This window comes from Klebsiella sp. 1SOBk10mer (assembly GCF_046602535.1).
In the GTDB taxonomy this organism is placed as follows: Bacteria; Pseudomonadota; Gammaproteobacteria; order Enterobacterales; family Enterobacteriaceae; genus Klebsiella; species Klebsiella quasipneumoniae.
On the sequence record NZ_JBKIUP010000006.1, the window covers coordinates 170306 to 182836 of the forward strand.

Sequence of the window (12531 nt, forward strand, 5' to 3'; positions counted from 1 at the left end):
GACGAAATGTGTAAAATTTAATCTCATGGCGCCATTATTGGCACGTTTTATTCCTGAGCTGGCGAGATTTTCTGCCTTGCGGACTTTAGCGGGACGATCCGTCGTGGTGCGGGCTGCCCCAGCGCGGGGCAACCGATGGTGAGAAAAGAGGCTTAGTCTAGCTGGGAGATCTCCATCGCCGCTCGGTCGATAATGCCAATGATCTGCTTGAGCTGGGCGGCGCTGCTGGCCTGCTGGTTCACTTTCAGGTCGAGGACCGCTTTGAAATTCTCCAGCGCGCGCTTCATCTGCGGATCTCTGCGCAGCTCGCAGCCGACCATCCGCGCCTGCAAACGCGCCTGGATATGGGCCAGGTGCTCCTGGTTCTCCGCGTGCAGCTGTTTCCCCTCTTCGCTGATGACGATTTTTTTGCGTCCGTTGTCGTCTTCCACGCTGATAAGGCCCTGGTCCTGGAGCAGATCCAGCGTCGGGTAGATCACCCCCGGGCTGGGGCTGTAGTTCCCCTGGGTGAGGGTTTCGATCTCTTTGATCAGCTCATAGCCGTGGCTGGCGCTGCGACTGAGGATGTCCAGAATAATCAGCCGCAGTTCGCCGTGGCCAAAGAAACGCTGGCGACGTCCGCCGCCGCGGCGGCCATGTTCGCCGTGTTCGCTGGGATCGCTGTGGCGCCCGCGTGGCCCACGCCCCTCTTCATGATGATGTCGCATGGTTACCTCCTGCTGTTTTTGATATATCTAATTTATATCTAAAAAATGAATGTTCGCAATGCTGGTTGATATTTATTTTTTAATCTATTGATATGTATGTAATTATTTTCTGGTTGTGGATTTTGATGCGGTTTGTTTTGACTATATCAAAAAAAGACTTGCATTCTTTTTAGTTGGCAATCATTATCATTTGCATCAAGTTTAGATATATCTATTTACCGTTCACGAAGGCGATCGATGATGACAAAAACCAAAGCAGACAAGTACCCGCAGCGTGTCCGCAATGAGCTGCGTTTCCGTGAGCTGACGGTGCTGCGCGTGGAGCGCGCAGGCGCGGCCTTCCAGCGCATCGTGCTGGGAGGCGAGGCGCTGGAAGGTTTCGTTTCCCGCGGCTTTGACGACCACACCAAGCTTTTCTTCCCGGAGCCGGGCGCGGCGTTTGCGCCGCCGCAGGTGACCGAGGAGGGGATCGACTGGGGTGAGGGCGTGCGGCCTGCTACCCGCGACTATACGCCGCTGTACGATGCCGAACGCCATGAGCTGGCGTATGACTTCTTTATCCACGATGGCGGAATTGCCAGCCGCTGGGCGCTGGAGGCAAAAGTGGGCGATAAGCTGGTGATCGGCGGTCCGCGCGGCTCGCTGGTGGTGCCGGAGGATTACGCCTGGCAGTTATATGTCTGCGATGAGTCCGGTATGCCGGCGCTGCGTCGTCGCCTGCTGGGATTGCGTCAGCTGGCGGTGACGCCGCAGGTGACGGCCATCGTCACTATCGCTGATGCGTCATATAAAGATTATTTGGCGGATCTCGACGGCTTTAACATCGAGTGGGTGGTGGGCCACAATCCGGCGTTCGTCGCCGAGCGTCTGGCCCAGGTGAAGGTGCCGGCGGAGGATTATTTCATCTGGCTGACCGGTGAAGGCGCGGTGGTGAAATCGCTGCTGGCGCGCTTTGAAGATGAGAGCATCGATCAGCAGCTGGTGCGTTCGCAGGCGTACTGGCACAGCAAGTAAAAAGCCATCGTGGTAAAACCCGGATAGCGGCGCGTAGTGCCTTATCCGGGCTAACCGCGATGCCGTTTTTTGTCGGGTGTCGGCTAACGCCTTACCCGACCTACCCTTCGGCGCTGTGACGTTGCCCCGGTAAGCGCAGCGCCACCGGGGAGGCTTATCGTTCCGCCAGCGCCTTAAACACCATCGCCACCGCGTGGGCGCCTGGGTCCATGTTGCCGAGCAGGCTGTCGCTGTTGAGATAGGACGCTCGTCCGGCGCCGGCTTTGCTCGACTGGCAGGTGCGATCCGCGCCGGCCTGCGCCGCGGCAAAAGCGGCCTGCAGGTTCTCCGGTTCGGCCAGCAGCGCCGTCAGCGCCGGCTGCAGAGCATCGATCATTGTCCGGTCGCCTTCATCGGCGCCGCCGTAAAATTTCATCTGCTCCAGACCAGCGTTCAGCGCCTCGGCCACGCTGGCGCCTTGCTCCAGTTTCTGCCCGGCAGCGGTGAAGAAGATCGACATCAATACCCCGCTGGAGCCGCCCATCACCACCGTCAGGCGTTCGCCCGTGAGCGCGAACAGCGTGGGTAGATCGTTGAGCGGCAGCTGCTGGCGCTGCAGCAGGTCGGCAATCTCACGCGCCCCGGCGGCGAAGGTGGAGCCGGTATCGCCATCGCCCACTTTGGCATCCAGCGCGTTGAGATGATCTTCAAGCCCGACGAGGGTGCTGGTCACCTGCGCGACGTAATCGCCCACCTGCGGGTTGGCAGAGGGCGTAAAGTCGACGCGTGCGCTGGCGAGAGTGGAGGGCATGATGTTAACTGTCCGCGGCTGCACCGGCCGTGGCCAGCCGGCGGTTTCCACATCCGCCAGCAGCGCTTTCTCAATACTCTCTTCCAGCACGATGGCGCTCAGCGAGAAACCCTTCATATCCAGGGCCGTCACCAGCGAGGCCGGGCCAATCAGCCAGTCAACGCGCGCCTGCAGCGGCGTGTTAACCAGTTCGCGGGTCAGGATCGCCATTTCGGCCACCGACACGCCGCCGAGGTTATTGAGCATCACCGCCAGACGGCCGGTTTCCGGCAGGGCGGCGGTCAGTTTTTCCACCATCAGGTTGATGATGTCCGCACTGTTTTGCGTGGCGATGGTGGAGGCGCCAGGCTCGCCGTGGATGCCCATTCCCAGCTCGGCGTGACCGGCCTGATGGCGCGGCGCGCTGTCGGCCTCCTGTGGCAGATGGCAGCTGGCCAGCGCCACCCCGATGCTGGCGGTGTGGTTGGCGGCGTACTGCGCTTCGCGCAGAACGGTGGCGAGGTTGTAGCCGCGTTCGGCAAAATAGCCCGCCACCTTATGGACGAACAGCGTACCGGCGATGCCCCGCGGCTGTTTGTTATCCGGCAGCGAAATGTCGTCGCCAACGATCAGCATTTCCACGTTGTAGCCAAGACGGCGCGCTTTCTCCGCCGCCAGGCCGAAGTTCAGCCGGTCGCCGGTATAGTTTTTTACGATCAGCAGGCAGCCCGCCTCGCCGGTCACCGCCTGAATGGCGGTAAGCACAGCGTCGACGCTCGGCGAGGCGAACAGATCGCCACAGACTGCGGCGGTCAGCATGCCTTTACCAATAAAGCCGACGTGCGCCGGTTCGTGGCCGGCGCCGCCGCCGGAGATCACCGCCACGTTGTTTTTATTCAGGTCGCGACGGACCACCACCCGGATCGCCGGGTCGCTCTCCAGCCGGGCGAGGTTATTCCACGGACTGGCGATGATGGTTCCCTCAATCACGTCGTTGACGAGGCTGGCGCGCTGGTTAAAAAAGAATTGAGACATAGTGGTTCCTGAAGAGTAAGCGAAAACTCACCCTCCGGAGGCAGACCTCCGGAGCGGTAACGGTCAAAGTGGATTTAGTGGCGGATAAGGCGCTGGTGGCGCATATCGAGCGTGATGGGCTCGCCGGGCTGCACGCTGTTCAGCGCCTCGCCCTGCTGGCACAGCCAGGCGATCCCCGCCGCGCGGGCGATAATCGCGCCGTGGGCCTGTTCGCTGCCGTCGCGCAGGCACAGACCTTTGACGCGACTGGCATCCAGTTGCAGGACGGTCGACGGGAACATGTTGTCGGCGATAATGATGGTCGGCTCGCCGGGCGTCGGCAGCGTCTCCTGAACGTCCTGCAGATGGCGCAGGGTGCGCTGCAGAATATCTTCGATATCGATATAGCGCGCCTGCAGATAGGGGTCATCCAGCTGGCGATACTGCTGGCTGAGCTCCATCAGCACCTGATGCCACGCCCATTCCGCCGAGCACGGCTCGGTGAGCAGACGATCGTTGGCGGCATCAAACAGATCCTCATCGTCGAGCAGGGTGTGGTGCCCGGCGAAAATCGCCGCGATGTCGGCGTTAAATTTATTCTCCGCCAGCTCGGTCAGGGCGGTGAGCTCCGCCAGCGTCTGGTCGATGGCCCGGCGCAGTCGCTGCTGCTCGCGGGCGACATCGGCGGCGGCCGGACGCACAGGTTGGATCAGGGCCAGCGGATAGCGCAGCGCGATGCCTTCGACGCGCCCGGAGGCGGCCGGGGCCGCTGCCGGTTGCGCCGCAGGCGATTCGCCGAAGTTATCGGCGGCCAGCGCCTGAAACGCCGCCAGCGCCGCATCGGCCTCTGGCCCACGGGCCAGCAGGCGCAGCTTGTCGTTGCGTCGCACCTGCAACAGGGCGATTTGGTTGAGGCTGTCCGGTTTGACGCACTTCCCGTTTTTCTCCAGCAGCAGATCGGCGTTAAAGCCTGCCAGCGCGGCGACCAGCTTCGACGCCGGACGCACGTGCAGGCCGTTGTGGTTCTGTATGACCACCGCAAGCGATTTGCTGTCGCCATCGTCGGCAAGCGTCGGCGTCGGGGCGGCGTCAGGGGTTGGCGAAGGTAAACCCAGCTGGATCCGTTTGGCCTCCAGGGCGTTCATGGCGTCGGCGATCACTTTGTCGATCCCGGCGCCGGAAGCGGCGCTGACGGTGGCCGCCAGCGTCCCCTCCACCAGCGGCGCGGCGCACAGCCGCACCTTCGCGGCAATCGCCGGATCGAGCAGATCGAGAGCGGTCTCGGCACTGAGCAACGCGCTGCCGATATCCATCATCACCAGCACGTGGTCGGTGTCGGCGACGGATTCGATCGCTTCCATGACCTTGATCGGGTCGGTGCCGATCGGGATGTCGGGGTCGTCGATCCCGGCGGCGATCGCCAGCTTGCAGCCGTCGTTGATTAACATCTGCCGGGCCAGTTCTCCGACACCTTCGCCCAGCCGGGCGCTATGAGAAACAATAACCAGGTTTACCATCGCGATTTCCTTACTCTTTGGCCGCGGCGGCCAACATCTGCATCATAAACATCACTGACGTGGCGCCCGGATCCTGATGGCCGATGCTGCGTTCGCCAAGGTAGCTGGCGCGGCCTTTGCGCGCCTGCATGGTGATGGTACTGTGGGCGCCGGCTTCCGCTGCTTTGCAGGCGGCATCCAGCGCGGCGGCGATCGACAGGTGCTGCTCGCTGGACTGGCGCAGGGAGTCCACCACCGGCAGCCAGACGTCGCACATGGTTTTATCCCCCGGCTCCGCTTTGCCGCGGTTGACGACGCCGTCCGCGCCTTCGCGGATCATCAGGTACAGTTCGTCGAGCGTCAGGCTCTGGTGAGCCTGAGTGACCTGCGCGGCGCGAATGAAGAAGGTGCCGAACAGCGGGCCGCTGGCGCCGCCGACGTTGGAGAGCAGCGTCATGCCGGTGTTTTTGAGGATAAAGCCAATATCTTTATCGGCAATCGACGGCAGCTTTTCCACCACCTTGCTGAAGCCGCGGTGCATGTTCAGGCCGTGATCGGCATCGCCGATCTCTTTATCGAGGCCGGTGAGAAAATCGCTCTCTTTGGTGAAGATATCGCCGCAGCGGTACAGCCAGTCGACGATTTGCGTTCTGTTCAGTGACATGTCGTGCTCCTTAGTTTCCCCAGTTCAGCGCCGGGGTATGAACCGGGGCGTCCCATAGCGCCAGCGTCTCATCATCCACTTTCAGCAGAGTGATGGAGAAGCCCGCCATATCCAGCGAGGTGCAGTAGCTACCGACGAGGTTGCGTTCGATGATGATGCCGGACGCTTCGCAGCGCTGGGCGAGACGGTGATACACGCCGTACAGTTCGGACAGCGGGGTGGCGCCGAGGTTATTGACCAGCGCGATGACCCGGTCGCCGTTTTGCAGCGCGGTTTTGCTCTGCTTCACTTCCTGCCACGCGCCCTTGACGGTATCCCACTGGCGCAGCGTGCGGCTGTAGGCGCCATTCTCCAGCAGGGTATCGAACATCTCATCGACGGTTTGGTCCAGCGAGCTGAAGCGACGGCGGTCGATGCCCGGCTCGCCGTGAATGCCGACGCCGAACTCCATTTCATCGTCCTGCAGGGTAAAGGAAGGTTGTCCGGCGGCCGGTACGGTGCAGGCGCCGAGGGCGATGCCAATGGAGTGGCCGAGATTATTCAGGCGGCGCCCCAGTTCAGCGCAGGCCTCCAGCGAATCGCCGCGCTCGGCGGCGGCGCCGACCAGTTTTTCGATCAGTACGGTATTGGCGACGCCGCGGCGGCCTGCGGTATAGAGACTGTCCTTCACCGCCACGTCGTCGTCGACCACCACGGTGGTGACTTTAATGCCGCTCTCATGCAGCAGCTCGGTGGCGGTTTCGAAGTTCAGGATGTCGCCGGTGTAGTTTTTGATAATCAGCAGGACGCCTTCGCCGCCGTCAATCTGCATCGCGCATTCGAACATTTTATCTGGCGTCGGCGAGGTGAAGATTTCCCCCGGGCAGGCGCCAGAAAGCATCCCCTGGCCGATATAGCCGCAGTGCATTGGCTCATGGCCGCTGCCGCCGCCGGAGAGGAGGGCGACCTTGCCGGCCACCGGCGCATCGGCGCGGGTGACGTACAGCGGGTCCTGATGCAGGGTAAGCTGCGGGTGGGCTTTAGCCAGCCCCTGTAATTGTTCATTCAGTACATCTTCAACACGGTTAATCAGCTTTTTCATTATTCAGTGCTCCGTTGGAGAAGGTTCGATGCGGCCTCTCTGCTGGCGGAGGCGGTCATCGCGTAGGGGTATCGTCTGACGGTGCAGCGTGCCTGGCGATATGATGATTCTGGCTGAGCGGACGAAAAAAAGAATGCCCCGGCGATCGGGTTTCATTACGAAACATCGCCTGCTTATTTTGTTTCTTTATGGAACGTTTTTGCTGAGAAAACGGTGAAAATGCGAGCTGGCGCGCTTTTTTTCACCTGCTTTAAGCCCCGGTCATCGCAGCCGGCACAGTAGGCGGAAAAAATTTTTCGCTGATTTTCACGCAGCTGCGCGGGAAAAGCCTGCCGCTAAAGGGGGATGGTAGGGGAATTATGCGGCAGAGGAGCGGATCGGGATCGCAATCCTGACGGAGAACAGGGCTTTTTGTTCCAATATGGAACGTAAAAATTTAACCTGTGTTTCATATCAGAACAAAAAGGCGAAAGATTTTTTTGTTCCCTGCCGGCCCTACAGTGATCGCACTGCTCCGGTACATTCCGTTGAGGCCGCGCTTTACCGGCCGGCGCGGATAACGCCAGGGCTCATCATGTCTACATGCGCACTTATTTGAGGGTGAAAGGAATGCTAAAAGTTATTCAATCTCCAGCCAAATATCTTCAGGGTCCTGATGCTGCTGTTCTGTTCGGTCAATATGCTAAAAACCTGGCGGAGAGCTTCTTCGTCATCGCTGACGACTTCGTGATGAAGCTGGCGGGGGAGAAAGTGGTGAATGGCCTGCAGAGTCACGATATTCGCTGCCATGCGGAACGGTTTAACGGCGAATGCAGCCATGCGGAAATTAACCGCCTGATGGCGATTTTGAAAAAACAGGGCTGCCGCGGCGTGGTCGGCATCGGCGGCGGTAAGACCCTCGATACCGCGAAGGCGATCGGGTACTACCAGAAGCTGCCGGTGGTGGTGATCCCGACCATCGCTTCGACCGATGCGCCGACCAGCGCGCTGTCGGTGATCTACACCGAAGCGGGCGAGTTTGAAGAGTATCTGATCTATCCGAAAAACCCGGATATGGTGGTGATGGACACGGCGATTATCGCCAAAGCGCCGGTACGCCTGCTGGTCTCCGGCATGGGCGATGCGCTCTCCACCTGGTTCGAGGCTAAAGCCTGCTACGATGCGCGCGCCACCAGCATGGCCGGGGGGCAGTCCACCGAGGCGGCGCTGAGCCTGGCCCGCCTGTGCTATGATACGCTGCTGGCGGAGGGCGAAAAGGCACGTCTGGCGGCGCAGGCCGGGGTGGTGACCGAAGCGCTGGAGCGCATCATCGAGGCGAACACCTACCTCAGCGGCATTGGCTTTGAAAGTAGCGGCCTGGCCGCCGCCCACGCGATCCACAACGGTTTCACCATTCTGGAAGAGTGTCACCACCTGTATCACGGCGAGAAAGTGGCCTTCGGCACCCTGGCGCAGCTGGTGCTGCAGAACAGCCCGATGGACGAGATTGAAACCGTGCTGGGCTTCTGCCAGCGCGTCGGCCTGCCGGTGACCCTCGCGCAGATGGGCGTCAAAGAGGGGATCGACGCGAAAATCACCGCGGTGGCAAAAGCCACCTGCGCGGAAGGGGAGACCATCCACAATATGCCGTTCGCGGTGACCCCGGAAAGCGTGCACGCCGCTATCCTCACCGCCGATCTGTTAGGCCAGCAGTGGCTGGCGCGTTAATTCGCGGTGGCTAAACCGCTGGCGCCGGTCAGCGGTTTCTCTTTCTCCCCTCTGGCAGTGGCTGCCGGAGGGGTTCTCTATGGTAAAACGCGGAAAACAGTATGACTGTTCAGACTCAGGATACCGGGAAGGCGGTCTCTGCCGTCATCGCCCAGTCATGGCATCGCTGCAGCAAGTTTATGCAGCGCGAAACCTGGCAAACGCCGCACCAGGCTCAGGGCCTGACTTTTGACTCTATCTGTCGGCGTAAAACCGCGCTGCTGACCATCGGTCAGGCGGCGCTGGAGGACGCCTGGGAGTTTATGGACGGTCGCCCCTGCGCGCTGTTTATTCTTGATGAGACCGCCTGCATCCTGAGCCGCTGCGGCGAACCGCAAACGCTGGCGCAGTTGGCTGACCTGGGATTTCGCGACGGCAGCTACTGCGCGGAGAGCATTATCGGCACCTGCGCGCTGTCGCTGGCCGCGATGCAGGGGCAGCCGATCAACACCGCCGGCGATCGGCATTTTAAGCAGGCCCTGCAGCCATGGAGCTTTTGTTCGACGCCGGTGTTCGATAACCACGGGCGCCTGTTCGGCTCTATCTCGCTTTGCTGTCTGGTGGAGCACCAGTCCAGCGCCGACCTTTCCCTGACGCTGGCCATCGCCCGCGAGGTGGGCAATTCCCTGCTCACCGACAGCTTGCTGGCGGAATCCAACCGCCACCTTAATCAGATGTACGGCCTGCTGGAGAGTATGGACGACGGGGTGATGGCGTGGAACGAACAGGGGGTGCTGCAATTTCTCAATGTTCAGGCGGCGAGTCTGCTGCATCTTGATGCCCAGGCCAGCCAGGGGAAAAATATCGCCGATCTGGTGACCCTTCCGGCGCTGCTGCGCCGGGCCATCAAACACGCCCGCGGCCTGAATCACGTTGAAGTTACCTTTGAAAGCCAGCACCAGTTTATCGACGCGGTGATCACCTTAAAACCGATCGTCGAGGCGCAAGGCAACAGCTTTATTCTGCTGCTGCACCCGGTGGAGCAGATGCGGCAGCTGATGACCAGCCAGCTGGGCAAAGTCAGCCACACCTTTGAGCAGATGTCAGCCGACGATCCGGAAACCCGGCGGCTGATCCACTTTGGCCGCCAGGCGGCGCGCGGCGGCTTCCCGGTGCTGCTGTGCGGTGAAGAAGGGGGGGGGAAAGAGCTGCTGAGCCAGGCCATCCACAATGAAAGCGAGCGGGCGGGCGGCCCCTATATCGCCGTCAACTGCCAGCTGTATGCCGACAGCGTGCTGGGCCAGGACTTTATGGGCAGCGCCCCCACTGACGATGAAAATGGCCGCCTGAGCCGCCTTGAGCTGGCCAATGGCGGCACCCTGTTTCTGGAAAAAATTGAGTATCTGGCGCCGGAGCTGCAGTCGGCCCTGCTGCAGGTGATTAAGCAGGGAGTGCTTACCCGCCTCGACGCCCGCCGCCTGATCCCGGTGGATGTGAAGGTGATCGCCACCACCACCGTCGATCTGGCCAACCTGGTGGAACAGAACCGCTTTAGCCGCCAGCTGTACTATGCGCTGCACTCCTTCGAGATTGTCATCCCCCCGCTGCGCGCCCGGCGCAACAGCATCCCGTCGCTGGTGCATAACCGGCTGAAGAGCCTGGAGAAGCGTTTCTCTTCGCGGCTGAAAGTGGACGATGACGCGCTGGCCCAACTGGTGGCCTACTCGTGGCCGGGAAATGATTTTGAGCTTAACAGCGTGATAGAGAACATTGCCATCAGCAGCGACAACGGCCACATTCGGCTAAGCAACCTGCCGGAATATCTCTTTTCCGATCGGCCGGGGGTCGATAGCGGCTCATCGCTGCTGCCGGCCAGCCTGACCTTTAGCGCCATCGAAAAAGAGGCCATCATTCACGCTGCCCGGGTGACCAGCGGGCGGGTGCAGGAGATGTCGCAACTGCTGAATATTGGCCGCACCACCCTGTGGCGCAAAATGAAGCAGTACGATATCGACGCCAGCCAGTTCAAGCGCAAGCATCAGGCCTAGCCTCCTCGATACGCGCCATGGAGAACAGGGCGTCCGACAGACGATTGCTGTAGCGTTTGAGCGCGTCGCGCAGTGGGCCAAATTGGCCATCCTCTGCCGTGCGAATGCGCTAGCGATGAGTGTGACGGGGCCCGCCGCATAACGGCGGGTAACGAGGTTAACTTTCCCCGGCGAGCGCCGGGGGAAGGCTTATTTTTTAATAACAGAGTTGAGGTCGCCGAGTTTAGCGGCGGGGTTCTTGTGGCACTGCTGCAGCATTTTCGGCACCGAGACGGTCTCGACTTCATGCCAGTCGACATAGTCCCCGCCGCTGAAGTCGGTGTTGCGATTCACTACCCAGAAGGCCACCGGGGTCATGCTTTTCGGGTTCATATCCATAAATTCCTGACAGGTCATATTCTGCGGTGTGGTTTCCTGTACCGCGAATGCCGGGCTGGTCATCAGACAGAATGTGGTCGCCGCCACGGTCAATACGAGTGCTTTAGGTAAATTCATTTTCTTCTCCAGTCATAAAATACGGCTTAAGCCCGAGCATGCTTCATCTTATTTCTCAGGACCAGAAAGCCGATGGCGCTAAATATCATTTCAACGCCGATAAATGCGGTAATAAATAACCAGCTTTGCTGCGGGTTCATTGCCAGCCACAGGCAGGCGATAATTAAATCCAGCAGACCGATAAAAATATTCCAGCCAGCGCCGCTTTGTTTTCGGGTTTTACATCCGCTGACGATGCGGGAAATACCGCCGAGAACAAATAAAAGGCCGAATAAAAAGGCCAGACTGCTCATGCCGTTGAGGGGATTGACGACAAAACTCAGGCCGAGCACGATCCAGGCGATGGCGAAGATCAGCGCCACCAGGCGTGATTTCCAGTGCTGCTGACGGAAAACAATCAGGCTGTATAGCGAATAGAAGCCGCAGATCATGAACAACATGCCGGTCACCGTGGCGAGATACCAGCCGGCGACCAATGGCCAGGCCAGACAACAGGCTCCGCAGATAAACAGCAGGGTGGCCATCATGCCGGCATGCCGTTTATATCGAATGAAGACGCGTGGGCTAAACGCATTTAAGGTGTAATGGCTAAACATAAACATAATTGCTCCGCAGATCCGGTTGGCGGCCTGACGCTGAATAAAATACGTTATGATTTATTCAGCGGGCCAAAAGAAATGTCTGAGGAAAATAGTAGGCCGTGCCATCGCCAGGCGTAAATAAGAGTGCTGAGGTCACTTTATACGCCTTGTCTGACAGCTGTCAGACAAGGCCCGCAATATCGATTCCGGGCTCTGATTCTCAACAACCACGATATTTTTTAAGCTGGCTGCGTTTGGTGATGCTTACCGATTTTAATCAGGAGTTAACGATGAAAAAAGTCATTCTGGCGAGCCTGCTGGCAACCATGATGGGGACCTCTCCGGTGTGGGCAGCAGATAACGCGACGGCAGCGCCTGCCGCGGCAGCCACAGCGCAGGTGCAGAAAGAAGCCGCCGATGTGTTACAGGTGGCGGTTCAGGGCGCGAACGCGATGCGCGACGTCCAGTTCGCCCGTCTGGCGCTGTTTCACGGCCAGCCGGAGAGCGCCAAAAAACTGACAGACGACGCCGCCGCGCTGCTGGCCGCCGATGACGCCAGCTGGGCGAAGTTCGTGAAAACCGACGCGACAGCCAAAATGATCGCCGATCGCTATGTGGTGATCAATGCGACCATCGCCTTGTCTGAAGACTATGTGGCCACCCCGGAAAAAGAGAGTGCCATTAAATCTGCCAACGAAAAACTGGCGAAAGGCGATCAGAAAGGGGCTATCGATACCCTGCGTCTGGCCGGTATTGGCGTGATTGAGAACCAGTATCTGATGCCGCTTAACCAGACCCGTAAGGCGGTGGCGCAGGCGCAAAAACTGCTGAAAGCCGGGAAGTATTACGAAGCGAATCTGGTGCTGAAAGGCGCTGAAGAGGGCATCGTGGTGGACAGCGAGATGCTGGTGGCGGGTAACTGATCCTCGTTCCACCCTGAGAGAGCGCAGAGGAAGAGACTGACAAGGATGTCCCC

At 59.9% G+C, this 12531-nt stretch carries 11 protein-coding genes and 2 pseudogenes; 4 read left to right on the forward strand and 9 right to left on the reverse strand.

Features of this window, described 5'->3' with window-relative positions; genetic code table 11:
- Positions 1–152: 152 nt before the first annotated feature.
- Complete coding sequence (locus ACLH1I_RS17080; protein WP_004206098.1) at positions 153–707, reverse strand: PadR family transcriptional regulator; 555 nt, start codon at positions 705–707, stop codon at positions 153–155.
- 237 nt (positions 708–944) lie between these two features.
- On the opposite strand from ACLH1I_RS17080, the gene ACLH1I_RS17085 reads away from it, so the two are divergent.
- The gene (locus ACLH1I_RS17085; protein ID WP_072140370.1) at positions 945–1721 is read left to right on the forward strand and encodes a siderophore-interacting protein; all 777 of its coding nucleotides are present in this window, start codon (positions 945–947) and stop codon (positions 1719–1721) included.
- 154 nt (positions 1722–1875) lie between these two features.
- Here ACLH1I_RS17085 and ACLH1I_RS17090 read toward each other — a convergent pair whose 3' ends face one another.
- The 5 genes and pseudogenes from ACLH1I_RS17090 to ACLH1I_RS17110 all read right to left on the reverse strand — a co-directional run bounded on the left by ACLH1I_RS17090 (position 1876) and on the right by ACLH1I_RS17110 (position 7103).
- On the reverse strand, positions 1876–3525 hold the full coding sequence (locus ACLH1I_RS17090; protein WP_004206095.1) for a glycerone kinase: 1650 nt from the start codon (positions 3523–3525) through the stop codon (positions 1876–1878).
- Between the two features lie 74 nt (positions 3526–3599).
- Positions 3600–5021 carry a dihydroxyacetone kinase phosphoryl donor subunit DhaM gene (gene dhaM / locus ACLH1I_RS17095; protein WP_198079826.1) on the reverse strand — a complete coding sequence of 474 codons (1422 nt, stop codon included), beginning with the start codon at positions 5019–5021 and terminating at the stop codon, positions 3600–3602.
- A 10-nt stretch (positions 5022–5031) separates the two neighbouring features.
- On the reverse strand, positions 5032–5664 hold the full coding sequence (dhaL, locus tag ACLH1I_RS17100; protein ID WP_017899726.1) for a dihydroxyacetone kinase subunit DhaL: 633 nt from the start codon (positions 5662–5664) through the stop codon (positions 5032–5034).
- Positions 5665–5674: 10 nt separating this feature from the next.
- Positions 5675–6745, reverse strand: coding sequence for a dihydroxyacetone kinase subunit DhaK (gene dhaK, locus ACLH1I_RS17105; protein WP_004206091.1), 1071 nt, complete (start codon positions 6743–6745; stop codon positions 5675–5677).
- 173 nt (positions 6746–6918) lie between these two features.
- Positions 6919–7103 (reverse strand): annotated as a pseudogene (locus ACLH1I_RS17110) (hypothetical protein).
- A gap of 251 nt (positions 7104–7354) precedes the next feature.
- On the opposite strand from ACLH1I_RS17110, the gene ACLH1I_RS17115 reads away from it, so the two are divergent.
- Together ACLH1I_RS17115 and dhaR are read left to right on the forward strand one after the other, a co-directional pair.
- Entirely contained in the window at positions 7355–8452 is a 1098-nt protein-coding gene (locus ACLH1I_RS17115; protein ID WP_049004695.1) for a glycerol dehydrogenase, read from the forward strand.
- Positions 8453–8553: 101 nt separating this feature from the next.
- On the forward strand, positions 8554–10479 hold the full coding sequence (gene dhaR, locus ACLH1I_RS17120) for a dihydroxyacetone kinase operon transcriptional regulator DhaR (RefSeq protein WP_411302863.1): 1926 nt from the start codon (positions 8554–8556) through the stop codon (positions 10477–10479).
- Here dhaR and ACLH1I_RS17125 read toward each other — a convergent pair.
- The 3 genes and pseudogenes from ACLH1I_RS17125 to ACLH1I_RS17135 form a co-directional block, all read right to left on the reverse strand.
- A pseudogene (locus ACLH1I_RS17125) lies at positions 10457–10588 on the reverse strand (cobalamin adenosyltransferase); the annotation flags it as partial. The gene dhaR and the pseudogene ACLH1I_RS17125 sit on opposite strands and share 23 nt — an antisense overlap.
- 80 nt (positions 10589–10668) lie before the next feature.
- Entirely contained in the window at positions 10669–10974 is a 306-nt protein-coding gene (gene hdeB, locus ACLH1I_RS17130) for an acid-activated periplasmic chaperone HdeB (protein WP_004206087.1), read from the reverse strand.
- Positions 10975–11000: 26 nt separating this feature from the next.
- Entirely contained in the window at positions 11001–11576 is a 576-nt protein-coding gene (locus tag ACLH1I_RS17135) for an HdeD family acid-resistance protein (RefSeq protein ID WP_049004694.1), read from the reverse strand.
- 239 nt (positions 11577–11815) lie between these two features.
- Between ACLH1I_RS17135 and ACLH1I_RS17140 the strand changes: the two genes are divergently transcribed.
- The gene (locus tag ACLH1I_RS17140; protein WP_072140371.1) at positions 11816–12478 is read left to right on the forward strand and encodes a YfdX family protein; all 663 of its coding nucleotides are present in this window, start codon (positions 11816–11818) and stop codon (positions 12476–12478) included.
- Positions 12479–12531 lie beyond the last annotated feature (53 nt).